The 25,384-nt window shown below is 69.5% G+C and carries 21 protein-coding genes and 1 rRNA gene; 8 read left to right on the top strand and 14 right to left on the bottom strand.

The window, feature by feature from the left end; all coding sequences use genetic code 11:
• Nucleotides 1–91: 91 nt before the first annotated feature.
• From D7W82_RS24870 to aspS, 3 genes are all read right to left on the bottom strand, one after another.
• Nucleotides 92–1,072 carry a cupin-like domain-containing protein gene (locus tag D7W82_RS24870; protein ID WP_120620728.1) on the bottom strand — a complete coding sequence of 327 codons (981 nt, stop codon included), beginning with the start codon at nt 1,070–1,072 and terminating at the stop codon, nt 92–94.
• Between the two features lie 59 nt (nt 1,073–1,131).
• Nucleotides 1,132–2,385 (bottom strand): carbohydrate porin, encoded by a 1,254-nt coding sequence (locus D7W82_RS24865; RefSeq protein ID WP_147439515.1) that lies wholly within the window; start codon nt 2,383–2,385, stop codon nt 1,132–1,134.
• A 181-nt stretch (nt 2,386–2,566) separates the two neighbouring features.
• Nucleotides 2,567–4,384 (bottom strand): aspartate--tRNA ligase, encoded by a 1,818-nt coding sequence (gene aspS / locus D7W82_RS24860; protein ID WP_120620726.1) that lies wholly within the window; start codon nt 4,382–4,384, stop codon nt 2,567–2,569.
• Nucleotides 4,385–4,574: 190 nt separating this feature from the next.
• Here aspS and D7W82_RS24855 point away from each other — a divergent pair, with 190 nt between their 5' ends.
• From D7W82_RS24855 to D7W82_RS24840, 4 genes are all read left to right on the top strand, one after another.
• Nucleotides 4,575–5,681, top strand: a complete 1,107-nt coding sequence (locus D7W82_RS24855; RefSeq protein WP_120620725.1) for a hypothetical protein — start codon at nt 4,575–4,577, stop codon at nt 5,679–5,681.
• A gap of 24 nt (nt 5,682–5,705) precedes the next feature.
• Nucleotides 5,706–6,998: a hypothetical protein gene (locus D7W82_RS24850; RefSeq protein ID WP_120620724.1), complete on the top strand. Its 1,293-nt coding sequence runs from the start codon at nt 5,706–5,708 to the stop codon at nt 6,996–6,998.
• A 14-nt stretch (nt 6,999–7,012) separates the two neighbouring features.
• Entirely contained in the window at nt 7,013–7,789 is a 777-nt protein-coding gene (locus D7W82_RS24845; protein WP_120620723.1) for a hypothetical protein, read from the top strand.
• Between the two features lie 197 nt (nt 7,790–7,986).
• On the top strand, nt 7,987–8,226 hold the full coding sequence (locus D7W82_RS24840) for a YHS domain-containing protein (protein WP_014395530.1): 240 nt from the start codon (nt 7,987–7,989) through the stop codon (nt 8,224–8,226).
• Nucleotides 8,227–8,250: 24 nt separating this feature from the next.
• Here the strand turns inward: D7W82_RS24840 and recJ are convergent, their stop codons facing one another.
• Complete coding sequence (recJ, locus tag D7W82_RS24835; protein WP_120620722.1) at nt 8,251–9,966, bottom strand: single-stranded-DNA-specific exonuclease RecJ; 1,716 nt, start codon at nt 9,964–9,966, stop codon at nt 8,251–8,253.
• Nucleotides 9,967–10,136: 170 nt separating this feature from the next.
• Between recJ and D7W82_RS24830 the strand changes: the two genes are divergently transcribed.
• A complete protein-coding gene (locus D7W82_RS24830) occupies nt 10,137–10,721 on the top strand; it encodes an outer membrane beta-barrel protein (protein WP_120620730.1) in 585 nt (194 codons plus the stop codon).
• Between the two features lie 69 nt (nt 10,722–10,790).
• On the opposite strand, the gene secF is transcribed toward D7W82_RS24830, so the two are convergent.
• The 6 genes from secF to D7W82_RS24800 all read right to left on the bottom strand — a co-directional run bounded on the left by secF (nt 10,791) and on the right by D7W82_RS24800 (nt 17,714).
• Nucleotides 10,791–11,960 carry a protein translocase subunit SecF gene (gene secF, locus D7W82_RS24825; RefSeq protein ID WP_120620721.1) on the bottom strand — a complete coding sequence of 390 codons (1,170 nt, stop codon included), beginning with the start codon at nt 11,958–11,960 and terminating at the stop codon, nt 10,791–10,793.
• 30 nt (nt 11,961–11,990) lie between these two features.
• Entirely contained in the window at nt 11,991–13,763 is a 1,773-nt protein-coding gene (gene secD / locus D7W82_RS24820) for a protein translocase subunit SecD (protein ID WP_120620720.1), read from the bottom strand.
• A complete protein-coding gene (gene yajC / locus D7W82_RS24815; RefSeq protein WP_120620719.1) occupies nt 13,763–14,116 on the bottom strand; it encodes a preprotein translocase subunit YajC in 354 nt (117 codons plus the stop codon). Before yajC ends, secD begins: the two co-directional genes overlap by 1 nt.
• A gap of 149 nt (nt 14,117–14,265) precedes the next feature.
• A complete protein-coding gene (gene tgt / locus D7W82_RS24810) occupies nt 14,266–15,462 on the bottom strand; it encodes a tRNA guanosine(34) transglycosylase Tgt (protein ID WP_120620718.1) in 1,197 nt (398 codons plus the stop codon).
• Between the two features lie 5 nt (nt 15,463–15,467).
• The gene (gene queA, locus D7W82_RS24805; protein ID WP_120620717.1) at nt 15,468–16,556 is read right to left on the bottom strand and encodes a tRNA preQ1(34) S-adenosylmethionine ribosyltransferase-isomerase QueA; all 1,089 of its coding nucleotides are present in this window, start codon (nt 16,554–16,556) and stop codon (nt 15,468–15,470) included.
• 51 nt (nt 16,557–16,607) lie between these two features.
• The gene (locus D7W82_RS24800; protein ID WP_120620716.1) at nt 16,608–17,714 is read right to left on the bottom strand and encodes a SpoIID/LytB domain-containing protein; all 1,107 of its coding nucleotides are present in this window, start codon (nt 17,712–17,714) and stop codon (nt 16,608–16,610) included.
• Nucleotides 17,715–17,828: 114 nt separating this feature from the next.
• Between D7W82_RS24800 and D7W82_RS24795 the strand changes: the two genes are divergently transcribed.
• From D7W82_RS24795 to D7W82_RS24785, 3 genes are all read left to right on the top strand, one after another.
• Nucleotides 17,829–18,377 carry a hypothetical protein gene (locus D7W82_RS24795; protein ID WP_120620715.1) on the top strand — a complete coding sequence of 183 codons (549 nt, stop codon included), beginning with the start codon at nt 17,829–17,831 and terminating at the stop codon, nt 18,375–18,377.
• 38 nt (nt 18,378–18,415) lie between these two features.
• A complete protein-coding gene (locus D7W82_RS24790; RefSeq protein WP_233587914.1) occupies nt 18,416–18,751 on the top strand; it encodes a hypothetical protein in 336 nt (111 codons plus the stop codon).
• 63 nt (nt 18,752–18,814) lie between these two features.
• Entirely contained in the window at nt 18,815–19,390 is a 576-nt protein-coding gene (locus D7W82_RS24785; protein WP_120620713.1) for a hypothetical protein, read from the top strand.
• Nucleotides 19,391–19,423: 33 nt separating this feature from the next.
• On the opposite strand, the gene D7W82_RS24780 is transcribed toward D7W82_RS24785, so the two are convergent.
• From D7W82_RS24780 to rrf, 4 genes are all read right to left on the bottom strand, one after another.
• A complete protein-coding gene (locus D7W82_RS24780; protein ID WP_120620712.1) occupies nt 19,424–20,659 on the bottom strand; it encodes a KamA family radical SAM protein in 1,236 nt (411 codons plus the stop codon).
• On the bottom strand, nt 20,659–22,029 hold the full coding sequence (locus tag D7W82_RS24775; RefSeq protein WP_120620729.1) for a KamA family radical SAM protein: 1,371 nt from the start codon (nt 22,027–22,029) through the stop codon (nt 20,659–20,661). The genes D7W82_RS24780 and D7W82_RS24775 overlap by 1 nt, the downstream gene beginning before the upstream one ends.
• A 116-nt stretch (nt 22,030–22,145) precedes the next feature.
• Entirely contained in the window at nt 22,146–24,908 is a 2,763-nt protein-coding gene (locus D7W82_RS24770; protein ID WP_120620711.1) for a serine/threonine-protein kinase, read from the bottom strand.
• Between the two features lie 368 nt (nt 24,909–25,276).
• A 5S ribosomal RNA gene (gene rrf / locus D7W82_RS24765) occupies nt 25,277–25,384 on the bottom strand; the annotation flags it as partial.

Here is a 25,384-nt window from a genome sequence, read left to right as displayed (position 1 = left end):
CGCCGCCGCCGTCCACCCCGCCCCTTCCTGAAACGTCGAAGGACGAAAACCTCAACGGCTGACATGAAGCCATTGAAGCGGCGGGCACACCTCAACCGAAGGTGTGCCACCGCGCGTTTCCGCCCGGTACCTCCAGCGACTGGAACGTCAGCGACACGCTCACGTCCAGCGCGAGCACCTGGTGCCACCAGCCCACGGGGATGAAGAGCATCTCCCCCGGGCCCACCACCACCTCGTGCACATGCGCGCGGGCGAAGTCCGGGAAGCGCTCCAGGTCCGGCGCCGCCGCGTCCACCGGGCTCCACACGTGCTCGCGGTTGTACAGGCGAGGCGTCTCGAAGGACGGCACCAGCCAGAAGCGCTTGCGCCCGTGGACCTGGCAGAACAGCACCGAGTCCACGTCATGGTGCAGCGCCGTGTGCGTGCCCGCCGGCCCCACCCACAGCTTGAGGCTCCCGTGCTGCCGCTTCGGGTACACGAAGCCCGGGACCGGCCGCAGGTCCTCCAGCAGCCCCCGCAGCTCCGGCCGCTCCAGCGCGAAGTTGCGCGCGGTGAGGTACAGGTCGTTGGTGGGCCCGCCGTGCTCCAGCCGGTGGAGGAAGTCCGCGAGCCGCATCACCGTGCGGCACGCATCCGGTGACGTGTCATGGTCCGCGCGGGCTTCACGGCCCGACATGACCTCCACCTCCACGTCGCCGTAGTCCCGCGCCAGCGCTTCCGGCCGCCAGCGCTCCATCAGCGGCCAGCCCTCCAGGAAGTCCTCCAGGACGACGGGCCGGTGCGCGCGGTAGTAGCGGGCCTGGAACTCCTCCGCGGACACGCCCCGCCGCCGCTCCACCGTCCGGCGGGACTGCGCATGCAGCGCCGCGCGCACGTCCAGGAGCGACACCACCTCCGCCCCACGCGAGCCACCGGCCGCCACCGCCGGGTGCCGTCGCGCGCACGCCACCTCCGAGCGAGCCTCTTCCGGAGCCACCCCTCCGGCGACCAGCGCCCGGGCCAGCGCCTCCTCAGGCACGCCCCGCAGCAGGTTCTCCGACAGCCACGCATCCCACGAGGGTGACAGGGCCATGGCCCCACTCTAGGCCACCCGCGAAGCGGCACGGAAAGGGGGCCCTCTCCCCACATGCCCTACAGGGTGAGCGCCCCCTTGAGGCCCAGGACGAGGATGTTGCGCGCGTCCTCGTCACCACCGGGGCGGATGTATTGGAGGTTGGGCCGCAGCACGAGCCACGGCGTCGCATGGAGGCTGTAGTACAGCTCGCCCAGGGACTCCGTGCGCGGTATCGGCGTGTCGGAGCCTTCCGCCTGCTTCCGCCGCTGCGCGGTGACGTAGCGCCCGTTGGAGTGCGTGGCCCCCAGCGCGAAGCCCACGTCGTCATCCGCCCGGCCGAAGACGCCCGTGTAGCCCAGGCCCAGCGTGTACTGGCCATCCTGCGTGGACGTCTCCAGGTCCGTGCGCGTCAGGCGGACGAAGACGTTGAGGCCCTGCGCCTTGTTCTCCGCGCCCGCCACGTGCGTGAGCTGCTGACGCGCGACGAAGTAGATGCCGTACCTCCCTTCGCGCTCCACGCCAGCCAGCAGCACGTCGGGCGCGTTGGACGTGTCGTACCAGGCGCCCACCTTGTAGAGCCCCTCCAGCCGGTCGCCGTGGAACTTCGGGTTCCAGCCCAGCTCCAGGGGCAGCATCACGCCCGTCGCCCCGTTGAAGCGCCCCAGGAAGAAGGCCTCCTCCAGGTTGCGAGGGTTCATCTCGTACGCGGCCAGCTGCACGTACGCCACCTTCGCCAGGTCCACGCGCAGCCGCGTGGCCCACTGGCTCACCGGCCAGTTGAACCAGTAGTTGCCCACGATGTTGCCGGGCTGCGCGCCGCAGAAGGACAGGTTCTGGAAGTCGCAGGGGAAGTCCGCGCTGTCCTCGCCCACCGTCATGCGCCCCAGCTTCAGGTGCACCCGCTCGCCCCAGAAGAGCTGATCCCACCAGAGCTGCGTGAGGCGCCCCACGTTGCCGCGCCCGTACACCTCCTGCACCAGCTGGAGGTTCCCCAGTTCCATGTCCGCGTTCAGGTTGTTGCCGTTGCGGTGCGTGAACGTGAACTGGAAGGTGCCGCCCGTGAGCCCGGCCAGCTTCTCCAGGTCCAGGCCCAGCCCCACGTTGAATTGGCCCGCCTGCCGCAGCGCATGGCCCTTGCCGCCGCGCGCGTTGAAGGCGAGCTCCGTCACGTAACGGACCTGGATCCCCACGCCCAGTTCGTAGAGGAACCCGCGCATCCCGCCCCAGCCGCCGGTGAGGCCCGGGGGCATCTTCGTCTCGGCGGCGAAGGCCGGCCCCGCGCACAGCAGGGCCCACGCCAGCACCCACGCCCCGAACGCCCGTCCCCGCATCGCGCCCGCCCCCTCGCACGCCACGGGTCCCCAATGGCCACGGCCACCGGGGTGTCCAGCCGTTCCGAGGGGCCGTCCGTCGGCTTCCAGCCACTCCCCCAGGCCTTTCGAAGGACCCGGGGTGCGGCGAGCAACGAAAGCGGCGCGCCGGGAGTGTCCTCCTCCCGGCGGGACGTGACGGCTACTTCTGGGGCAGCGGGACCGAGCGCACGTGCAGCTCGCGCAGCTGCTTCTCGTCCACGTCGCCGGGCGCGCCCGTCATCGTGTCCGTGCCCGTCTTCGTCTTGGGGAACGGAATCACGTCGCGCAGGGACTCCGCGCCGGTCAGCAGCATCACCAGGCGGTCCATGCCCAGCGCGATGCCGCCGTGCGGGGGCGCGCCGAACTTGAGCGCGTCCAGCAGGAAGCCGAACTTCACGCGCGCCTCCTCCTCCTGGATGCCCAGCGCCTTGAACACCTCGCTCTGCACCTTCGGGTCATGCAGGCGGATGGAGCCGCCGCCAATCTCGAAGCCGTTGAGCACCACGTCGTAGCGGTGGCACTTCACGCGGCCCGGGTCGGTCCCCAGGTACTGCACGTCCTCGTCGTGCGGGCGGGTGAAGGCGTGGTGCGCCGCCGCCCAGGTGTTCGTCTCCTCGTCGAACTCGAAGAGGGGCGGGTTCACCACCCAGAGGAACTTCCACTGGCCGCCGCTGCCGTACTCGGGGATGAGCCCCAGCTTCTTCGCCACGTGCACGCGCAGGTTCGCCATCACCGTGTGAACCAGCGACTCGCGGCCGAACTGGAACAGGATGAGGTCGCCCGTCTTCGCGTTCACGGCCTGGTTGATGGCCTGCCGCAGCGCCGGCGTAATCGTCTTGGACAGCGGGGACTGGGTCCACTCACCGCCCTCGCCCACCTTCGCGCGCGCCAGGCCCTTGGCGCCCGCCTGCTTCGCGAAGTCCTCCAGCTTGTCGCTCTCCGCGCGGGACAGCGCCTTCTCCGCCGGGACGACCATCGCCTTGACGATGCCCTTGTCCTGCACCGCGTCCCACATCATGGGCACGCCGCCCGCGGCGCCGTGCTCGCGGATGACGTCGGTGAGCACCACGTGCTCCAGCCCGAAGCGCAGGTCCGGCTTGTCGTTGCCGTACTTCGCCATGGACTCGTAGAAGTCCATGCGCATGAAGGGCGTCGGGATGTCGATGCCCAGCACCTCGCCCCACAGCTTCTTCAGCAGGCCTTCGATGATGGTGAAGATGTCGTCCTGGGTGACGAAGCTCATCTCCACGTCGATCTGCGTGAACTCCGGCTGACGGTCCAGGCGCAGGTCTTCATCGCGGAAGCACTTCACGATCTGGAAGTACCGGTCGAAGCCCGCGACCATGAACAGCTGCTTGTACAGCTGCGGGCTCTCCGCCAGCGCGTAGAACTTGCCCGGGTTCAGGCGGCTGGGGACCAGGAAGTTGCGCGCGCCGCCCGGCGTGTACTTGCCCATGAAGGGCGTCTCCAGCTCCAGGAAGCCGTTGCCCGCCATGTACGAGCGCGCGAGCGTGTTCATCTTCGAGCGCGTCATCAGCGTCTTCTGGAGCGGCCCGCGGCGCAGGTCCAGGTAGCGGTGCGCCAGGCGCTTCTCCTCGGACGTCTCCACGTTGTCCTCGATGAGGAACGGCGTGGGCTCCGAGCGGTTGAAGATGGTCAGGTCCGAGGCCTTCACCTCGATCTCCCCCGTCTTCATCTTCGGGTTCACGTTCTTGCCGCGCGACAGCACCTTGCCCTTGATGCCCACGCAGTACTCCAGGCGCAGGTGGCCGGCCGTCTCATGGGCTTCCTTGCTGTCCGGCTCGAACACCACCTGGGTGAGCCCTTCGCGGTCCCGCAGGTCGATGAACACCGCGCCGCCGTGGTCGCGCCGGTTGTGCACCCAGCCGAAGAGGACCACTTCTTCGCCAACGTTCGCGGCCGTGAGCTGACCGCACGTGTGGGTACGCTTGACCTCGGAAATGAACGGGACCGCCATGGAGACCGCCTGCGTTTGGTTCGGGAAGGAAGGCCGGGCACCATAGCGGATCGTGGAAACGACGCGTCAAGGAATCCATGGCCCGAGCGCCCCCGTGTTTTCACCCCCATCTCCCTCGGAAGATGGGCGCATGAGCAGGCAGGCGCGCACGTCCCCGCAACCCGGAAATGGACCTGGGGTTGAAGCCTCCATGCAGGGGGACCTGGAAACCCGCCGCCGGCCCGCGTGCGTGCGCGCGGGGTGGGTGCTGCTGGCGCTCGTGGGGAGCCTCGCGAGTCTGGCGCCGCGCACCGCCCGCGCGGAGGCCGCGGAGAGCTCCGCCACGCTCGAGGCGAGCGGCGGCCACGGCTATGTCCTCTGGAGCCTCCTGGGTGACGTGGGCGTGGGGGAAGCGACCTTCGTCACGCTGGGCTACAGCGGCGTGCGTCCGGAGTCCGGCACCGCGACCACCCACCAGCTCTCCGTGGGCATGGACCACCTCGCGGGCGAGCACTGGCTGCTGTCCGGCGCCGTCAGCCTGGGCCTGTCCAAGGACTCGGACACGGAGCTGAGCCGGGAGCGCCCCCGCCTCGACATCCCCGGCCTCACCGCCCGGACGGGCTCCGGCAGCCAGGCGGTGCAGCTGGGAGCGGCCTGGGACTCGGCCGGCTTTGGCACCTGGGAGTACGGCCTGGACGCGGGCGTGGGCGTCAGCCGCAACCCGCTGCGCCGCCAGCTGCTCACCGTCGCGGACGGCGCCGCCACGGAGCGCTACGCCCGGGAGGACGTCCTCTGGTCGGCCCGCCCCACGCTGGGCGCGCGGCTCCTCTGGAAGGGCCAGTGGGAGCTGGGGCTGCGCGGAGCGTATGCCTTCTACAGCGAGGACCCGCTCACCGCGGGCCAGTTCACCGACGCGGAGACGGACCAGTTGGAGGCCCAGCTCGAAAGCCGGGCCGCCGCCCGCAAGGTCCTGGCGGGGCTGCGCCGCCGGCAGCTGCGCGACCTGGGCGCGGCCGTGGCGCGGCGCCTGGGAGAGGTCAACGCCACCACCGGCTTCCCCTCCGCCCCGGTCCGCTGGGACGTGAAGCCGTCCCTCTCCTGGCGCCTCACCCCTGCCCTCCGGGGCCAGCTGTCCTACGCCTTCACGCGGTACGTGCCGGGTGAGGGCGTGGCCCACGTGGTGGCCACCCGGTGGACGGTGCGCCTGGGCGACGCGGTGCGGCTGTGGGCCTGCGTGGCCCTCCAGCGGGACGTGCCGGAGGACCTTCCCGCGGAGACCTCCGGCCTGCTCACACTCGGAGGGGAATACACGTTCTGAGCGGTCCGGAGTAAAACGGGCGTCATGCTCCGAACAGTCACCACCGCCGCCGTCGGGCTGACCCTGGCCGCGGGCTGCGCGCCGGACAGCGAGGCCCCGGTCAAGGTCTCCGTCCTGTCCCGCTCCAGCAATGGCCAGTACGTCCCCACGCAGGTCGAACTCACCACCATCGAGGACGTCGTCGGCCTGAAGGGCTCCGTCGGCGACCTCCAGGGCGGTGCGCGCATCGTCATCGACGCGAACGACCCCGCGCTCCAGAACGCCACGGCGGACACCGTCGCGGAAGTGCTGCTCAAGAACACCGGCTACGACGTGAAGGCCAGCTACATCACCCAGAAGGACGAGAAGACGGGCGAGGACGTCCTCTGGCCCGCGGACTTCCACTCCTGGAACATGGTGACCTCGTATTACAACCTCGAGCGCGCCAACGAGTACTTCCGCACCGTCGCCAACGTGAAGGTCGCGTCCTTCGAGCCCGCGCCGACGCTCTACTACTTCCCGGACTTCATCCAGACGCAGGTGAACAAGGAGCCGGCGCGCGACAACGCCATCTTCTACCCGGTGCTCCAGGCCTTCATGGTGCTGCCGTTCGATCAGATCCAGCGCGCGCCCCTGCCCCTCAACGCCGCGGTGATGGCGCACGAGTATTCGCACCTGGTGTTCAACCGGCTGGCGTACGCCGGGCAGAACCTGCCCGTGTCGCTGTCCAACTGGTCCTCGGAGAGCCCCAGCCAAGGCGCCAACGTGCTCAAGTCCTTCGACGAGGGCCTGGCGGACTACCACGCCTACGGCGCCACCTGCCGCAGCGTCAGCGGGTGTGACCCGCGCTTCATGGCGACCTCCTTCGACGGCGGCCCCTACGCCGGGGTGACGGACGCGCGCGACCTGTCCCGCGCCGACCGCTGCATGAGCGCGCTCCTGTGGGACCGCTTGCAGTTCCAGGACGTGGGCACCTTCTCCAGCGACGGCGCCGAGTACCAGGTGGGCACGCTGATCGCGACCGCGCTCTACCAGGCGGGCCGCTCGACCGGCCAGGAGGCCCAGCTGCAGCGCGACATCGTCTCCGCGTACTACGACACGGACCCCGCGAAGCCGGGCATCTACCAGTACACCCAGCAGGTCATCGGGGATCAGACCCTGTTCTCGATCGCCGTCCCCGCCGCCGCCATCATCTCGCACATCTCCGACCTGGAGCTGCGCAAGGCCGTCTGCAACGAGTTCATGGACCACCTGCGGATCCCGCGCGAGTTCCTCATCGGCCCCAGCCTCTGCCCGGCCAGCGCCGCGGGCGGCACCACCTGCCCCAACATCTTCTAGTGAGGCCCGCTCCCTTGAACACCTGGCTCAAGGCCTGCCTCGCCGGCAGCCTGCTCTTCACCCCTGTCGCGTTCGCCCAGAGCGCGGATGACGACGACCCCTACGCCTATCCCGAGGAGGAGGCCGACCGCGCCCAGCAGAAGGCCCAGAAGGAAGACGACGAAGCCTACGATCGCCGCCGCAAGCTGGTGGACGAAACGGACGAGTTCCGCGAAGCCTCCGAGGCCACCAACGACGACGGCTTCCGCGGCATGTCCCGCCTGGACGACCCCAACCTGGGCGTCGCGGTGGAGCTGGTGGGCGGCCTGCTGCTGATCGACAGCGCCCGCGGAGACTTCTCCGACAACAAGCCCGGCCTGGGCGTGCGCGCCACCTGGGAGTTCGGCCGCACGTTCTTCACCGAGAACGCGACCCTGCGCGAGGGCCTCTTCGCGGACCTGCGCTGGCTCTACGGCAGCCTCAGTGACGGCACGGAATTCATCAAGGGGGACACGCGGCTTCACTACTTCACGCTCGCGCCCGCCTGGCTGTTCCAATTCGGCGACTCGCCCTTCGGTCTGTTCCTTCAGGCCGGTGGCGGACTCGCGTACCAGAACACCGGCATCACCGTGGGCGAGGAAGAGACGAAGGTGAACGGCCTCAAGCCCGTCGTCCAGTACGGCCTGGGCCTCCGCGGCCGGCCCGCCCTGTCGCGCAACCTGCACCTCACCTTCCGCATCGAGGCCATGGGCCTGCGCCGCGGCTACGCCAACGACTTCTTCCTGGGTGGCAGCGCCGGCGTCGGCTTCTGAAGCGCCGCTCCGGCTTCGTCCCTTCGGCCCCCGCGCCCTTCCCACCCGGGAAGCGGTGGCGGGGGCTGAACTTTTTCCCTCCTCCACCCCCGCACGTGTCCCCCTGCTTGGCATTCCAAGGAGATGGACCCCTGGCATGCCCCCTGCTTACATTCGCGCCAGGTGGGAAGTCGGGGGCGTCGGGCTGGAGGCGGAAGATGAACGGCGAACAGGAACACGGGCAGGGCAGCACCAGGCACTGGGATCCGGTGTGCGGCAGGCACCTGGAGGCCCCGGAGGGCCATCCCTCGTCGGAGTACAAGAAGCGCCGGTACTTCTTCTGCTCGGAGGGCTGCCGCACCGCCTTCGAGCGTCAGGCGGAGCGCTTCCGCCTCAACGAGCTGGCGCGGGCCGGCGCGCTGATGTCGCCGGGCCGGGTGCGCTGGGGGCTCGCGTAGCGCGGACCCAGGACTGGGACGGCGTCAGGCGGCCTGACGCACGTCCTTGAGGCGCAGGGACAGCTTGCGCTGGCCGCGGAAGGTGTCGAAGCCGGCCTGGAAGGCCAGGTCCACCGGCCCCTCCACCAGCGACACGCGGTCCGCCATGCCGAAGCCAATGGCATCCAGCTCCGGGGCATCCACGAGCGCCAGCTTCAGGTGCCCCGCGCCGGGCGCCCCGGACTTCGCGGGCAGCACGCGGGGCCGGGCCTGCTGGCCGCGCAGCACCAGCACCGGCTCCGGGTTGCCCTGACCGAAGGGCCCCAGCTTCTGCAGCGACTCCACCGCCGTCGCGTCCAGGTCGCCCGGGTTCACCACCGCGTCCACGCGGCAGCGCGGAATCATGTCCTCCGGCGTCAGGCGCTGGAGGGCAATCTTCGCGAAGGCCTCGCGGAAGGCGGGCAGCTGCTTCGCGTCGATGGTGAGGCCGGCGGCGTGCTTGTGCCCGCCGTAGCGCATGAGCAGGTCCGAGCACCCGGTGAGCGCGTCGTACAGATGGAACGCCTCGATGCTGCGCGCCGAGCCCTTCCCCACCCCGTCCTTCACGCCCACCATCACCGTGGGCCGGTGGAAGCGCTCCACCACGCGCGACGCGACGATGCCGATGACGCCCGGGTGCCAGCCCTCGTCGAAGAGCACCAGCCCGCGCGAGTCCTTGTGCTCCTCCGCCTGCGCCAGCGCCTGCGTGAGGATGCTGCTCTCAATCCCCTGCCGCTCCGCGTTCGCGCGGTCCAACACCTGCGCCAGCGAGCGCGCCGTCTCCACGGAGTCCGCGCAGAGCAACTGCAGACCCAGCGACGCGTCATGCAGGCGGCCCGCGGCGTTGATGCGAGGCCCCAGGCGGAAGCCCACCTGCCCCGCGGTGACGGTGGCGTCCGGCTCCAGGCCGGCCACCTCCTTCAGCGCGCGGATGCCCGGCCGGCGGCCCTGGGACAGCTCCTGGAGGCCATGCGCCACGAGGATGCGGTTGGCGCCGGTGAGCGGCACCACGTCCGCCACGGTGGCCAGCGCCACCAGGTCCATCAGCGCCTTGAGGTTGGGCTCCTTGCGCGTGGCGAAGAAGCCGTCGTCGCGCAGCCGCTTGCGCAGGCCCATGCACAGGTTGAAGGCCACGCCCGCGGCGCACAGCACCTTGGTGGGGTACTCGCAGCCGGGCTGGTGCGGGTTGAGCACCGCGGTGGCGGGCGGCAGCGTGGGCGGCACCGTGTGGTGGTCCACCACCACGACCTCCAGGCCCAGCTCCCTCGCGCGGGCAATCTCCGCCACGGAGGTGATGCCGCAGTCCAGCGTCACCAGCAGGCGCGTGCCGTCCTGCGCGATGCGCTCCACCGCGCCCAGGTTGAGGCCGTAGCCCTCGTCCAGCCGGTGCGGGATGTACGTGGCGGGGGTGGCGCCCAGCTCCTTGAGGAACAGGTACATGAGCGACGTGGAGGACACGCCGTCCACGTCGTAGTCCCCGTAGAGCGTCACCTTCTCCTTGAGCCGCACCGCGCGCAGCACGCGCTCCACCGCGGGGCCCATGCCCTTCATCCGGAACGGGTCCGGCAGGTCCGCCAACCGGTCCGACAGGAAGGCCGACGCCGCCTCAGGCGTCCGGTAGCCACGGTGGAGCAACACCCTCGCCGCCAACGGGTGCAGCGACAGCTCACCCGCGAGCGAGCCCACCTCCTGCTCGACGACATCTGGAAGCAACCACCGCATGGTGAAGGACAGTACCTCAGACGTCCGACCAAGGCAGGCCAACCCGCCCACTCACACCACCCTCCTGCACGCTTGTTCAGACGTGCGCTCGGCTGCCTTCCTGCTCCCAACCTGCACGGCGGGTGCGCGGTGCCCAGCTTGAGTGCACACCCGTGGACAGGGAGGTCCGCATGCTTCGCAGGTTTCTCCAGGGCGGTGCCCTGATGGCCGTCGTGTTGTGCGCCGGGCCCGCGCTCGCACAGAAGAAGCAGGGGGACGTGAACGTCTTCCTGCGCGGCGGCATTGGCGACTACACGGGCGACTTGGGCGACCTGGCCAGCACCGGCCCCTTGTGGGGCCTGACGCTCAACCTCCAGCCCACCACCTTCCTCGGCTTTGAAGTCGGCTACGAGGGCTCGCAGAACAAGGTGAGTGACAGCCGCCTCTTCGACGCGCCCTCGCTGGTGCGCAACGGCGGCAGCGCGCTGGTGAAGGTGTCGCCGCCCTTCCTCACCGCGGTGCGCCCCTTCGCGGGCGTGGGCCTGGGCCTGTCCTACGTGGACGTGCGCGGCGCGGGCGAGGGGCTCTACGACAGCGACCTGATGGAAGAAATCCCGCTCGCGGTGGGCCTGGAGTTCAACACCGGAGGCCTCACCGCCGGCGTGCGAGGCACCTACCGCCTGCTCATCGACCAGGACTTCGCGAACGTCACCTCGACGGACGACAACGGCGGCGGCCTGATGGACGCGTCGCTGACGCTGGGCGCGCGCTTCTAGAAAAAGCGAAGGGCCCTCGCTTCCCGCGTGGGAAGGAGGGCCCTCGTCGCTTCAAGGCCAGCCAACAGCTCAGGCCGTCTTCGGCTCCTGCTTGGCGCCGCCGCCGTGGCCCTCGCGGGCGTGCGCGCGCTCGTCCAGCCAGATGACCAGCGGGCTGGCGATGTACACGGACGAGTACGTGCCCACGAGGATGCCCACCAGCATCGCCATGGCGAAGTCGAAGATCTCGCCCACGCCGAAGATGAGCAGACCGATGAGCGACAGCGCCGTCACGCCGGAGGTGAGGATGGTGCGGCCCAGCGTGTCGTTGACGGCGATGTTGATGATCTCCGGCAGCGGCTTGCCCTTGTACTTCGCCATGTCCTCACGGATGCGGTCGTAGATGACGATGGTGTCGTTCACCGAGTAGCCCACCACGGTCAACAGCGCGGCGATGGACGTGAGGTTGAACTCGCGCTGGCTCACCAGGTAGTAGCCCGCCGCCATGATGACGTCGTGGAGCATGGCGAGCAGCGCGCCCGGGCCGAACTTGAAGTCGAAGCGGAACGCCACGTAGATGAGGATGGCGACCATCGAGTACACCAGCGCCATGATGCCGCGGTTGCGCAGCTGCTTGCCCACCTGCGGACCCACGTAGTCCACGCGGCGCTGCTCGAAGTCGGGCTTGTCCATCCCGGCGCTCAGCGCCGAGTACACCTTGTCGGCCATGCCGCTCGCCACGACCTGGTAGTCATAGCCGGTGCCGCCCTGGTTCGCGCCCAGGTCACGAACCTCCTGCACGCCGATGCCCGCCCCATCCTGCACGGCCTTCTTCACCGCCTCGCCGGACAGGGGCTGCGCGGAGCGGAAGTTCACGATGCCGTTGGCCATGTCGGCGTAGACATTGCGCACCTCGCCCAGCCCCTGGAGGGCCGTCTTCGCGCGCTCGGCGTTCTCCTCCGTGAGCTGCGTGACGCCGCCCATGCGCAAGAGGAAGGAGTTCTCGTCCGCCGAGCCGATGCCCTGCACGCTGACGTCGTGCAGACCGCCAGCCTGGGCCTTCTCACGGACCTGCGCGGCGGTGGTGGGCGTGTTGTACTTCAGCTCCACCACCGTGCCGCCGGCGAAGTCCACGCCGAAGTTGAACCCCACCGCGGCGATGCCGACGATGATGGCCAGGTTGACGATCGTGGAGATGAAGAGCGCCGGCTTGCGCTTTCCAATGAAGTCGATGTGCGTCTTGTGCTTGAGAATCTGCATGGCGGATTTCCCGAAGGCGCTGGAGGCCCGTTAGACGGACACCGACTGCGCGTTGCGGCCGTGGACGAAGTAGGTCGTGATGACACGCGTCACGACGATGGACGTGAACAGCGACGCCAGCAGGCCCACGATGAGCGTGGTGGCGAAGCCGCGGATCGGCCCCGTCCCCGTGAAGAACAGGATGAAGCCCGCGATGAGCGTCGTCACGTGCGCGTCGAAGATGGTCCAGAAGGCGCGGTCATAGCCCTGGTCCACCGCCGTGCGCGCGGACTTGCCGTGGGACAGCTCCTCGCGGATGCGCTCGTTGATGAGCACGTTCGCGTCCACCGCGATGCCCAGCGTGAGCACGAAGCCCGCGATGCCCGGCAGGGTCAGCGTGGCGTTGAAGAACGCCAGCCCCGCCAGGATGAGCAGGCCGTTGAGCAGGAGCGCTACGTCCGCGATGAGCCCGGACTTGCGGTAGTACACCGCCATGAAGACGATGACGAGCGCCAGGCCCACCAGCGCGGCCAGGCTGCCCTTCTTGATGAGCTCGTCACCCAGCGACGCGCCCACCTGACGGATCTCGCCCACCGTCACCGGCGCGGGCAGCGCGCCCGCCTTGAGCACCAGCGCCAGCGTCTGCGCCTCGCCCAGCCACTCCTCGAAGCTGCGCCCGCTGGCGCGGCCCATGGTGATGCGCGCGCGGCCTCCGCCGATCTTCTCGTTGATGCGCGGCGCGGTGTGCACGTTGTCGTCCAGCACGATGGCCATCCGGCGGCCCACGGCGGCCTCGGTCAGCTTCTCGAACTCGCGCGAGCCGGCCGGGTCGAAGGCGATGTTCACCTCCGGCTCGTTCATCTGGCTGACGGACGCGTCCGCGCCCGCCAGGCTCTCACCCGTGAGCGGAACGTTCTTGTCCAAGAGGTAGCTGCGGTACGCGATGCAGTCGTTCTTCTTCACCGGGTTCGCCACGCACTCGGTGACGACGTCGCGGCCCTCCGGCGTCTTGTCCTTCGCGTACGCCAGCAGGGCCTCGCGGTTGGGCGAGGACAGCTGCGGGAAGCCCTCTTCATCCACCAGGGTGATCTTGCTCTCAGCCGGGGGCGGGTGCTGCTCGTACATCTGCGCGAACACCTGGGGGTTGGTGTCGTCCACCATCCGGAACTCCAGCTGCGCGGTGGTGCCCACCAGCTCCTTGGCCTGCTCCGGGTTGCTGCGGCCGGGCAGCGAAATCTGGATGGAGTCCGTGCCCAGCTTGCGCACGTCCACTTCCGCCACGCCCCACTTGTCGATGCGGCGGCGGATGACGAGCATCGCCTGGTCCACGGCCTCGTCGCGGAAGCGGTTCACCTGGCCCTCGTCCGGCTTGAGCACCAGCGTGCCGCCGTTGCGGGACTCCACGGTGAAGTCGGTGAAGGTGGCGAGCACCTCCTTCTGGATGGCGTCCATGGTCGCCGGGTCCTTCGCGGTCAGCGTCAGCTGCAGCCGCTCCGGATCCGTCTCCGCCGTCACCTCGCCCAGCTTCTTGTCGTTGATGTAGGTGGCGATCTGCGTCCCGCGGCGCTCGGTGCGCTTCTGCAGGGCCGTCTTGGTGTCCACCCGCATCACCATGTGGATGCCGCCCTGCAGGTCCAGCCCCAGGTTGAGGCGGTACTTCGCGGGGGGCGCCCACGCGGGCAGCCGCTGCTCCAGCACGGCGATGTTGTTGCGCTCGTTGCGGTCCAGGACCACCAGCGAGTAGTACGTCGGGACGAGGAACCAGATCGTCCCCAGCGTCACCGCGACGATCATTCCGAACTTCCACCACCAGCCGCGGTCCATTACTTCTCCTCCTTCTTCTCAGCGGGGGCAGCCGACGGGGCGCCCGCCGCCGGAATGGTGCCCTTCGCACTGACGGCCGTCTTGAGCACGCGCACGCGCACCCCGCTGGCGATCTCCAGCGTCACGGTGGAGTCGTCCACCTGGTGGATGCGTCCGAGGATGCCGCCGGACGTCACGACGTCATCGCCCTTCTTCAGCCCCGCAAGCAGGTTGCGGTGCTCCTTGAGCTGCTTCTGCTGGGGGCGGATCATCACGAAGTACATGATGGCCACCAGCACGGCGAGGAAGCCGAAGGTCCCCAGGGGGGAACCGCCAGCCCCGGCCTGCGCGAGAATCAGGAAACTGTCAGCCACGTACTGCCTCGTCGTTTTGGGAGGAAGGACTCGGAAAGGCCCCGACCCGGCGTACGGGTGGGGTCAAAACATCCGAAAGGGTGGCCTCTTAGCAAGGGCGCCCCATGTGAGCAAGTGAACGCCGGAAGCGCGGCAATCCCGTTGCCCGCTCACCGGCCGCCTTTGCGTTCGGCCTCCTGCGCCACGGCCTTGGCCCGGAAGTCGCGAGCGAACGCGGCGAAGCGGTCCTCGGCGATGGCGCGGCGCACCTGGGCCATCAGGTCCAGGAAGTAGTGGAGGTTGTGCAGCGTGTTGAGCCGCATCGCCAGGATTTCTCCCGCCGCGAACAGGTGCCGCAGGTAGGACCGGCTGAACGTGCGGCAGGTGTAGCAGGAGCACGCCGGGTCCACCGGGCGGGGGTCCTTGGCGTAGGCTGCGTTGCGGATGACCAGCTTGCCCTCCGAGGTGAAGAGCAGGCCGTTGCGGGCGCACCGTGTCGGCAGCACGCAGTCGAACATGTCCACGCCCTGCTCCACGCACGTCACCAGGTCCAGCGGCGTGCCCACGCCCATCAGGTAGCGCGGCTTGTCCCGGGGCAGGAGCGGCGCCGAGTAGGCCACGCCCGCGTGCATGGCTTCCGGCGCCTCGCCCACGGAGTAGCCCCCCAGCGCGTAGCCGGGCAGGTCCACGGAGCAGATCTCCTCCGCGTGGCGCTTGCGCAGGTCGTCATGGAGGCCGCCCTGTACGATGCCGAACAGCGACGAGCGCTCGCGGCCCCACGCCTTCACGCACCGGTGCAGCCAGCGCGTGGTGCGCGCCAGGGACTTCTCCAGGTAGGCCCGGTCCTCGGTGGACGGAGGGCACTCGTCGAACGCCATGATGACGTCCGCGCCCAGCGTCTCCTGGATTTCGATGGAGCGCTCCGGCGACAGGAAGTGCCGCGAGCCGTCCAGGTGCGACTGGAAGGCGGCGCCCTCCTCCGTAATCTTGCGCTTCTCCGACAGGCTGAACACCTGGAAGCCGCCGCTGTCGGTGAGCATGGGCCGGTCCCACGAGATGAAGCGGTGCAGGCCGCCCATCTCCCCGACGAGCGCGTCCGTGGGGCGCAGCATCAGGTGGTAGGTGTTGCCCAGGATGATCTGCGCGTCCAGGGTCTTCAGGTCGTCCGGGCCCACGCCCTTGACGCTGCCCACGGTGCCCACGGGCATGAAGATGGGCGTCTCGATGGGGCCATGCGGCGTGTTCAGCCGGCCGCGGCGCGCCTTGGTGCCGCTCTGGTCCTCGTGCAACAGCTCGAAGCGCACCAGCCCCGGGGGCACGCGGGTATCGCCCTTCTCGCCCTTTTCCCTGCCCTGCTCGTCGACCACGGCACTCACTCCTTCACCAACATGGCATCGCCGTAACTGAAGAACCGGTAGCCCGCGCGCACGGCCTCCTGGTACGCGGCGAGCGTGCGCTCGCGGCCCAGGAGCGCGCTCACCAGCATCACCAGCGTGGAGCGCGGCAGGTGGAAGTTCGTGAGGAGCACGTCCACCTGGCGGAAGACATAGCCGGGCCGGATGAACATCGCCGTCTCGCCCGGGCCACTGCGCAGCCTGCCCGTGTCCGGGTCGGTGGCGGACTCCAGCGTGCGCACCACGGTGGTGCCCACGGCGACCACGCGGCGGCCTTCCGCCTTCGCGGCGTTCACGGCGTCCGCGGTGGCCTGGGGCACGGTGAAGCGCTCCGGGTGCATGTGGTGCTTGTCCAGCACCTCCTCGCGCACGGGGAGGAAGGTGCCGGGCCCCACGTCGAGCGTCACCTCCGCGCGCCGCACGCCCTTCGCCGCGAGCTTCGCGAAGACCTCTTGCGTGAAGTGCAGGCCGGCGGTGGGCGCGGCCACGGCGCCGGACGCGCGCGCGTACACGGTCTGGTAGCGCTCGGCGTCCGCGGCCTCGGGCTCGCGGGTGATGTACGGAGGCAGGGGCAGCCGGCCCGCAGCGTCCAGGAGGCTGGCGAGCGAGGCGCCCGGCGCCGCGTGGAAGCGCACCCGGTACTCCCCTCCCCCCAGGGCCTCCAGGATTTCGGCGGACAGGCCCCCGGCGAAGGTGACGGACTGGCCGGGCTTGAGCCCCTTGGACGCCTGCCCCAGGCAGACCCACTCGAGCGACTCAGGCGCGCCCCCGAGCGCCGCGGAGGTGAGCGTGGCGGTGGCGGCGGGGCGGACGACCAGCAGCTCCACCCGGCCGCCGGTGCCGCTCTTCTGGCCCAGCAGGCGCGCGGGGATGACGCGCGCGTCGTTGAGGACGAGCAGGTCGCCCTCGCGCAGCAGGTCCGCGAGGTCGGTGAAGTGCTGGTGGCTCCAGGCGCCGGTGGCGCGGCTGACGACCATCAGGCGCGACGCGTCCCGGTTGGGCAGCGGGGCCTGGGCGATCTGCGCCTCGGGGAGCTCGAAATCGTAGTCGGAGAGGAGGGACGACACGGGGTTGGCGCTTGTAGCAGCCCCCGCGCCCTCACGGAACCGGCGAGGGCCTCAGTAGAGCTGCTGGAACTCTGCGCCCGGGTAGTAGTGGGAGAGGATTTCCCGGTACGCCTTGCCCTGGTCGGCGAGGGCCTTGGCGCCCCACTGGCACAGCCCCGCCCCGTGGCCGAAGCCACGTCCGGTGAACACGTAGTTCTTGCCGGAGGCTTCCACGTCGAAGTCCAGGCTCTTGAGGCGCGTGTAGCCCAGCTTGCGGCGGAACTGCACGCCGTCCACCACGGTGCCCTCCGCCAGCGTCACGCGGGTCACCCGGTGCGTGGGCGTGCGGCCGGTGACGCGCATGCCGCCCGGCGGGGCCTTCAGCGCGCCGCGCAGCTCCGCCTCGGAGAGGGTCGCGGACCAGCGGCTGGCGGGCAGCTTGCCGCAGGGGCAGTCAACGGGCTGCAGGTACGGCAGGTTCCGCTGGAGGGCGTCCTGCCCGGACTCGGTGCGCCCGCCGCAGGAGGCATGGAAGTACGCCTCGATGGGGGCCAGGTCGTACGTGAGCACCTCCCCGCGGGTGGCCTCCACGGCGGCGCGCGTCTTGGCGTCCTCGCGGTTCACGCCGCCGTACACCTGGTGGAGCACGCTGCTGCCCATGTGGAAGGCGGCGCCATACGCATCCAGCTTCTTCTGCAGCGCGTACGTCCGCGCGGCCACGGCCTGGGCCTTGAGGGCCTCCAGGGGGAAGGACACGGGCATCTCGCTGCCGAGCACCGCCGCGAGGTAGTCCTCCAGGGGAATGACGTTGATGAGCTGGAGGCTGTTCTTGAACAGGCGCACCACGACGTCGCCGCGTACCTGCGCGCTGCCCGCCTTCAGGGGTTCGTTGCCGGGGCCGCCCGCGTCGGTGGCCTCCAGGCCACCTCGGAAGCGGATGGCGTCCCCGATGAAGGGAGCGCCGTTGACCTCCAGCTTGCCGTTGCGGCGGCGCACGGTGGCCTGTCCCGCGGTGACGGCGACGAAGGATGCGTCCTCGGCGTCGGGGCCGAAGCCCAGGCCCCGGCCGCTCACGCGGACCTCGTCGCCGGGGTCGTCCATGGCAATGCGCATCGTCTCCACGGCGAACGCCCGCGACGACGCGAGCAGGAGCAGCAGCAGTGCCACACGTTGCAACATGGTCCAACAGTCTAGGGGCGGAGCGATCCGCCTCAAGAAATCGGCCGGAAGCCAGGACATGTCCCTGGTAGGAGCCCGCGAAAACCCCAGGCGGATGCCGCAGAATGGAGCCCCGTGACCGCCTCCGTCCCCGACGTCGCCCGCCTGTCCCCCGAGGCCCTCTCCGAGGCCCTCCGCGCGCTGGAGCCCCGCACGGCCGCCGTGCTGGTCCGCCGGATCGTGGAGCGCCGCCCCCAGGGGGAGTGCGCGACCTGGTACGGGATTTCGGGCGACGCCTTCTCCGTGCTGCTGCTGCGTTCAGCGGTGGCCCTGGCCCATCAACTGGGCCAGCCCGCGAGGCCCCCGGAGAGCCCGGAGGAGGCCACCGCCTGGGAGCGGATGCTGGCCATGGCCGTGGAGAAGGACACCGCGCCCGTGCCGGTGCCGCTCGCGCCCGTGGCCTGGCTGTGCCGGCGGGTGCATGCGCTGGGGCCCGAAGTGGAAGCCGCGCTGGACAAGGCCGCCCAGGCCGACGCGGACTCACCCGGACGGGCGCGGGAGGAATGGCTGCGGAGGCTGGCCGTGGCCGCGCTCCTGGCCCTGACGGCCTGGCTCTACTGGAGCCGCCCTCCTGAACCGGAGCCCCGCCCCGAGCGCCGCATGCGCTCCCCCGAACGCCGCTGACTGGACGCGGCCACGAGCGGGCGCATATGGGTAGGACCATGAGAGCGACCCGGTCATGGCTGGCCCTCCTCACCGCGGCAATCGCGCTGGCAGGCTGCGCGAAGCACGTGGACACCCGGGTGGCCGGAGACGACGACGCGGCCATCGACGGCATCGAGGCCCGCCTCGACGAGCTCCGCGCCCGCGAGCAGGGTGACGACCTGACCTGCGCCGAGCAGTGCGACGTCTCCACGCGGACGTGCGCCACGGCGGAGCAGCTCTGCGGCCTCGTGGAGCAGCAGACGGAACGGGACGACCTCCCGCCGCGCTGCGCCAGGGCCCGCGAGCAGTGCGCGGGCGCGAACGATGGCTGCACGCGGTGTCAGTCGCGCTGAAGAAGCGGCCATGCGCTGGCTCCGACTCCGTGCCTATGATGGGCCGGATTGAGGAGCCTCCCCATGACCACCCGCCTCTCGTTGATGCTCGCTGCCTCGTCGCTCGTCCTGGCGACCCCTGCCCTCGCGGAGGAGGAAGGCCTGACGCCGGAGAAGGTGGCGGCCATCCAGCGCGATGAGGCCGCGGCCCAGGCGAAGGTCAACGAGGAGTTCGGCAACCGCAAGCCGTCGGAGATGAGCAACGCCGAGCGCGGCCAGTCCATCCGCGCCCAGCAGAAGGAAGGCGCCAAGGTCATGGAGAAGCACGGCGTCTCCGCGAAGGAGTTCGCCACCTTCACGGCCCGGATGACGCCCGAGGACAACCAGCGCGTCGCCAATGAGGCCAAGCGGCTCGAGGACAAGGCCAAGGCCGAGAAGGAAGCCGAGGCGAAGAAGCGCAAGGGCGACGGCGAGGTCCACATCCAGCAGGGCTTCAGCGACTCGGACCCCGTGGAGCTGGAGTCCGCGGACGGCGCGGAGCCCTCCGTCGACGTCGACGGCAGCCTGGACAGCACGGCGGGTGCGCCGACCGTGGAGATTGGCAACACCGCCGGCACGGCGAAGGGCATGAGCCGGAAGGCCTCCAGGCGCCGCAGGTAGCCTCCCGCGGAGCCCGGCATCCTCCTGGGTTTGTCAGCGGCCTCGGAAGCCCAGCTCCCGCGACCGCGCCTGCCACACCTCATCGTACGGGCAGGAGCAGTCGGTCTGCTCCGGCTCCGGGTACGCGTACGTCTGCCCCTTGTAGTTGCGGAACAGCGTCTCGCGCTCGCCGCGCTCGATGACGTAGTCGGGCTGGAGGGTGACCTTCCCGCCCCCACCCGGCAGGTCCACCGCGAGGTGCGGCACCGCGAGCCCGCTGGTGTGTCCGCGAAGCTGCTGGAGGATCTCCAGCCCCTTGGCGATGGGCGTGCGCAGGTGCTCGCACCCTTCCGCGACGTCCATCTGGTGCAGGTAGTACGGGCGCACGCGGCCGCGCAGGAGCACGTGCGACAGCTCCTTGATGATGCGCGCATCCGAGTTGAGCTGCCGCATCAGGACGGCCTGGTTCTCCACCGGCACGCCATGGTCCACCAGCCGCTCGCACGCCTCACGCGCTTCCGGCGTCACTTCCTTCGGGTGGTTGAAGTGGGTGATGACGTAGACGGGCGCGTAGCGGCGCAGCAGGCGCGCCAGCGAGTCCGTGACGCGCATGGGCAGCACCACCGGCACCCGCGTCCCGATGCGGATCATCTCCACGTGCGGAATCTCGCTCAGCGGCGCGAGCAGCGACTCCAGCCGCTCCTCGCTCAGGAGGAACGGGTCTCCGCCGGAGATGAGCACGTCGCGCACCTCGGGGTGGTTGCGCACGTAGTCGATGCCCCGGCGCATCTGGTCCTTGGTGAGCTCCGCCTCACCGCCCTTGGTGATGCGCCGCCGCGTGCAGTGGCGGCAGTAGACCGAGCACGTATCCAGGGCCAGGAACAGCACCCGGTCCGGATACTTGTGGACGATGCACTCCTCCGGGCGCGTCTTGTCCTCGCCGAGCGGATCCTCCAGTTCCCCGGGCCGCACCCGGGCCTCCGCGCGCACCGGAATGGACTGCATGCGCACCGGACACAGCGCGTGCTCCGGGTCGATGAGGGACAGGTAGTAGGGGCTGATGCCCATCCGGAACAGCGAGGACGTCTCCTGCACCCCGGCGCGCTCCTCCGGGGTCAGGCGCACGTAGCGCTCCAGCTGCTCCAGGTTTCGCACCGAGTGACGCTGCTGCCAGCGCCAGTCCGTCCACTCCGCGTCGGTCGCGGAGGGAAACAACCGGGCCCGCCCCTCGGCACTGAGCGAGGGACGGGGAGACAACTGGGGCGCCACGGCGCCCACGGAGGAATCCATCACGCCGCCTTGGGCTGATCCCGCCACCACGCCTGGCCGGACTCCGGCAGCGTGTCGATGGGATCGAAGTACTCGTACTTGCGATCAAGTGCGTCGGCGTCGTTCGCTTCCACGCTCGTGCGGTAGTTCTTGGTCCAGTAGGAGATGCCGCGCTCGCGGTCATACTCCGCCACCTGGTGGATCCACCGCTTCCCCACGAACGGCACGTCACAGACGATGCGCGGCGTGGCGAAGCCCGGCATGTAGCCCATGATGTCGTGCTGGAGCTTCTGTGCCTGCGCCACCGACAGCCGCCAGTGCTCGCTGTTGGGGATCATGTCGCACATGTAGAAGTAGTACGGCAGGATCTTCGCGTGGTCGAGCAGCGTGAAGCACAGGTCCAAGAGCGCCTTCGGGCTGTCGTTCACGCCACGCAGGAGCACGCCCTGGTTACGCACGTCGCGGAAGCCCATGTCCAGCAGCTTGCGCACCGCCTTGCCCACGAGCGGCGTGAGCTGCTGCGCGTGGTTCACGTGCGTGTGCAGCGCCAGGTCCACGCCGCGCTCCACGGCCTTCTTCGCCAGGCGGTCCAGACCGGCCAGGACGCTGTCCTGGAGGAAGTGCTGCGGCAGCGCCATGAGCCCCTTGGACGCCAGGCGGATGTCGCGGATGTTCGGGATGTCCATCAGCGCGCTGACGAACGGCTCCAGCGCCTGGATGGGCAGGTTCGCGATGTCGCCGCCGGACACCACCACGTCGCGCACGGTGGGCGTGCGGCGCAGGTAGTCCAGCATCTGCTCGTAGCGCTCCTTCTGCCCCGTCGCGAACTTGTGCTTGGACACCTGCGGGACGTCGTTGCCCACCAGGTCCATGCGCGTGCAGTGGCCGCAGTACTGCGGGCACGTGGGCAGCATCTCCGCCAGCACCTTCGTCGGATAGCGGTGCGTCAGGCCCTCGACGACCCACATGTCCGCCTCGTGGAGGCTGTCACGGCTGGCGCGCGGGTGGTTGGGCCAGTCCGTGCGGCGGTCGGCGAGCGCCGGCAACATGTACTTGCGGACCGGGTCGTTCCACAGGTCCGCCAGGTCCATGGTGTTGAGCATCTGGGGCGGGACGAGGATGGACATCGTCGCCCGCTCCTTCTGGTCCAGCTCCATGCTCGCGGCCAGGTCGTCCGGCAGCAGCGCCCCGAGCGTCGCCCGCAGCTCGCGCAGGTTCTTCACGGTGTGCTTGCGCTGCCACACCGAGCTCTCCCACTCCGCCGCGGTGACATCCTTGTAGCCCGGGATGCGCCGCCAGTCGGGCTCCACGAACTCCTGGCGGAGGGGATAGGTGAAAGGCTGCTGCGCGGGGCCAGCGTCGGGCTTGCCTCGAGTGGACGTCATGCTCATGAACACATCACCTCAACGTAAGGAGCGTCGTGGGCGAGGCGTCATAGCCTGCCCCCTGACATCCCTGCTCAACAATCGCCAGGGGCACAAGATGCCCCATGGCGCAGTGCGTCCGTTCAATTCACCGGGACGTTGATGAGCTTGGCCACGTTCTCCGTATCGATGACCACGACCTGGGGCTTGGTCGACTTGCCGTTGAGCTTGAAGACGACCTTCCGCTTGCCCACCGGCAGTTGCAGCGGATTGCCCAGCGGCACGGGGCTCACGCGACCCGTGTTCTTTCCATCCACCCAGATTTGAGCGCCCGCCGGCGAAGTGCTGCATGCGAACTTGCCCAGCGCGGCAGCGGCGGGCTTCGGCTTGGGCTCCGGAGGAGGCTTCGGGGTCGCGACCACGGGCTTCGGCTTCGGCTCCGGAGGCGGGGGCTTCGGCTTCGGCTCGGGCGGCGGCGCTTCTTCCACCATGTCCACGGCGACGCGAACCTCGGTGTTTCCATTGGACGTGAAGTCGCCAGAGAACGGCTTGAAGCCCGAGCGCTTCGCCGTGAACGTGTACTTCTTGCCCATCTCCAGGTCGCCGAGCTTCGCGCCGGGCAGCTTGCCCAGGGACTTGCCGTCGACGGAGATCTCCGCGCCCTCCTGTCCTTCGAACAGGGCGGTGAACGTCGTCGGAGCGGGAGGCTCGACGGGCTTCTCCGGGGGCGTCTCCGGCGTCGTGGGCGGAGGCGTGTTGTCCACCACCACCGGCGGCGCCGTGGGCGGAGGCTCCGGGGGCTTGGGTTCCTGAGGCTTCGGAGTCGGCGAATCCGACCTCAGGCTGAGGAGGATGGGGGCCGCCGCCTGACCCGCGGTGACCTCGATCTGCTGCGTCACGGGCTGATAGCCCGGCGCCGAGGCGGTCACGCTGTGGATGCCCGCGGACAGCTCGATGACCTGGTTGGCGTTCACGGGCTCACCGTCCACGAGGACGGTGGCGCCCACCGGCGCGACGAAGTTCACGGAGCCCGTGGACGAACCACGGACCACGAAGATCACCGCGACAAGGAGGAGCAGGGCCGCGCCCGCGGCCATGCCGATGATGGCGGGCTTGGGCAGAGGCTTCTTCGGTCCAGCGGGCGCCTTGGCCTTCTCGACCTTGGCGGCCGCGGCCGGCTTCGCCATCTTGGAAGCCTTCTGGGGGATGGTGGCCGGACCGTCGGCCTCGTCGTCGTAGGGCGGCTCCTCTGCGTCCTGCCCTTCGTCTCCGTAGTCTTCCTGGCCGTCGCCCTCGAACTCGTCGCCCTGGTCGTCGTAGGCGCCTTCCGGGTCGTCCTCGGCCGCCTGGGCGCGCAGGCCATTGTGGCGGGAGCCCACCGGGAGGGTGATGTTGCCCGTGGTCTCCTCTTCCTCGGGATCCAGCACCGGGGCCGCCGAGCCACCGCGGGAGCGCGAAGGCGGCGCCGTCGGAGCAGGACCAATCATGGTCGCGCCCGCATAGGCCTCTCCGCCCTCGTCCCCGATGATGACCTGGGACTTGGGGCCGCTCTTGCCCTTGCCGCCTCTTCCTTCGTCCTGAGCGTAGGGAGAGGCGCTCGTGTGGTGCCCGGCCCGGTCGATGGGATTCTCCGAGCGGCCGGTGATGCTGTCGTCCACGACGACGCTGCTGTCCGCGATCCGCGTCTCCGGGGCGCGGAACGTGTGCGTGGAGTCGACGATTTGCGTCTTGTCCGCGGCGCCGTCCATCTCCGCCAGCTCTTCAGCGCTGGGAGGAGGGATGTAGCCAGGCGCGGGCTGTGCGGGCGCAGTGGAGGCGCGGCCCACGGGAGAACCGGTGGCCGACGGAGCCGGCGACCTCTTTTGCGCGGTCGCACGGGGGGGCGCTGCCGCCGGAGGAGGCAGCGTCACACCCGAGTGCTCGATCTGGTCCGGGCGCTCGACGGAGGCGTAGCGCTCCATCTTCTCCGCCTCGCGGAGCATGTCCTCGGCGAAGGCCTCCTTCATGAAACCGGACAGGTGCTTCGACGAGTAGATGGCGTCCCCCGCGAGGAGGAAGCGCATCAGGTCCTCCTGGAGGTCCGAAGCCCACTGGTAGCGGTCCTCGGGCTCGCGCGCGAGCGCCTTGAGGACGACCTTCTCCAGCCCCGCGGAGATGTTCGGGTTGAACTCGCGCGGCAGCGGGATGTCCGCGTTGCGCACCTTCTCCAGCGTGGAGAAGTCGGACTCGCCCACGAAGAGCTTCTCGCCCGTGAGCATCTCGTAGAGCAGCACGCCGACCGCGAAGATGTCGCTGCGCCGGTCGATGGGCATGCCCCGGACCTGCTCCGGGCTCATGTAGCCGAACTTCCCCTTGAGGATGCCGGCCTGCGTCTTCTGCGAACGGTTGGCGGCCTTGGCGATGCCAAAGTCGATGATCTTCACCTCGCCTTCGTACGAGACGAGGATGTTCTGCGGAGACACGTCGCGGTGGATGATGTGCAGGTCCTGGCCGCGCGCGTCCTTCTTGCGGTGCGCGTAGTCCAGGCCCTCACACATCTTGGAGACGATGAACACCGCCTGTGCGGTGGGCATGATCTCCTTGCGGCGACGATAGCGTTCCAGGAGCGTGCGGACGTCACGGCCCGCCACGTACTCCATGGCGATGAAGTACGTGTCCTCGTGCTTCCCGAGCTCGTGGATGTGCACGATGTTGGCGTGGTTCAGCTGAACGCTGATCCGCGCCTCGTCGATGAACATCGTGATGAACTCGTCATCCTCCGCCATCGTCGGAAGGATCTTCTTGATGGCCAGAATGCGCTCGAAGCCTTCGACGCCAAAAGCCTTCGCGATGAAGACCTCGGCCATACCGCCGACGTTGACGCGCTCGAGGAGCAGGTACTTCCCAAAGAAGGTCGGCTTCTTCATCTCGCGGGGCTGCCCGGCGCCGGCGAGTACGGACCGCGGCAGGCGGTGCGCAAACCGGGGGGAGCAGCGACTCTAGATCCAGTGGGAACTGCGGTCAAACATCCACGACGACGCGATTCCCCAACGAATCCGAGAGCTTGGCGTCCCCTTGCCCCAAAACTGACCCACCCGGCTTCCCGCGTCGCCCCAGCGGCGCCTACCGCGAGCGCAGGCCCGCCACACGCCGGGCGAAATCGCTCCGCGCTTCCCAGGCACCATGAACCCCGGCGAGCGTGTCGCAACGCTCAAGCCAGGTGCGGCGGCCCGCGACGCAAGCCCGCAAAGACAAAGCCCCTGGCGCCTTGCGGCGCCAGGGGCTTTCAAAAAGAATCCGGCAGCGACCTACTCTCCCACGCGGTTTCCCGCGGAGTACCATCGGCTCTGGAGGGCTTAACTTCCGTGTTCGGGATGGGAACGGGTGTGACCCCTCCGACATT

The sequence above is a fragment of the Corallococcus sp. CA049B genome (genome assembly GCF_003611685.1).
GTDB lineage: Bacteria > Myxococcota > Myxococcia > Myxococcales > Myxococcaceae > Corallococcus > Corallococcus coralloides.
Note: the sequence above shows the minus strand (reverse complement) of the source record. Positions and strands in the feature narration are given on the sequence as shown.

Bases quoted from the DNA above. Each gene is read 5' to 3' on its own strand.
- D7W82_RS24870 (WP_120620728.1), bottom strand. From the start codon at position 1,072: ATGGCCCTGTCACCCTCGTGGGATGCGTGGCTGTCGGAGAACCTGCTG.
- D7W82_RS24865 (WP_147439515.1), bottom strand. From the start codon at position 2,385: ATGCGGGGACGGGCGTTCGGGGCGTGGGTGCTGGCGTGGGCCCTGCTG.
- aspS (WP_120620726.1), bottom strand. From the start codon at position 4,384: ATGGCGGTCCCGTTCATTTCCGAGGTCAAGCGTACCCACACGTGCGGT.
- D7W82_RS24855 (WP_120620725.1), top strand. From the start codon at position 4,575: ATGCAGGGGGACCTGGAAACCCGCCGCCGGCCCGCGTGCGTGCGCGCG.
- D7W82_RS24850 (WP_120620724.1), top strand. From the start codon at position 5,706: ATGCTCCGAACAGTCACCACCGCCGCCGTCGGGCTGACCCTGGCCGCG.
- D7W82_RS24840 (WP_014395530.1), top strand. From the start codon at position 7,987: ATGAACGGCGAACAGGAACACGGGCAGGGCAGCACCAGGCACTGGGAT.
- recJ (WP_120620722.1), bottom strand. From the start codon at position 9,966: ATGCGGTGGTTGCTTCCAGATGTCGTCGAGCAGGAGGTGGGCTCGCTC.
- D7W82_RS24830 (WP_120620730.1), top strand. From the start codon at position 10,137: ATGCTTCGCAGGTTTCTCCAGGGCGGTGCCCTGATGGCCGTCGTGTTG.
- secF (WP_120620721.1), bottom strand. From the start codon at position 11,960: ATGCAGATTCTCAAGCACAAGACGCACATCGACTTCATTGGAAAGCGC.
- secD (WP_120620720.1), bottom strand. From the start codon at position 13,763: ATGGACCGCGGCTGGTGGTGGAAGTTCGGAATGATCGTCGCGGTGACG.
- D7W82_RS24800 (WP_120620716.1), bottom strand. From the start codon at position 17,714: ATGTTGCAACGTGTGGCACTGCTGCTGCTCCTGCTCGCGTCGTCGCGG.
- D7W82_RS24790 (WP_233587914.1), top strand. From the start codon at position 18,416: ATGAGAGCGACCCGGTCATGGCTGGCCCTCCTCACCGCGGCAATCGCG.
- D7W82_RS24785 (WP_120620713.1), top strand. From the start codon at position 18,815: ATGACCACCCGCCTCTCGTTGATGCTCGCTGCCTCGTCGCTCGTCCTG.
- D7W82_RS24780 (WP_120620712.1), bottom strand. From the start codon at position 20,659: ATGGATTCCTCCGTGGGCGCCGTGGCGCCCCAGTTGTCTCCCCGTCCC.
- D7W82_RS24775 (WP_120620729.1), bottom strand. From the start codon at position 22,029: ATGAGCATGACGTCCACTCGAGGCAAGCCCGACGCTGGCCCCGCGCAG.
- D7W82_RS24770 (WP_120620711.1), bottom strand. From the start codon at position 24,908: ATGAAGAAGCCGACCTTCTTTGGGAAGTACCTGCTCCTCGAGCGCGTC.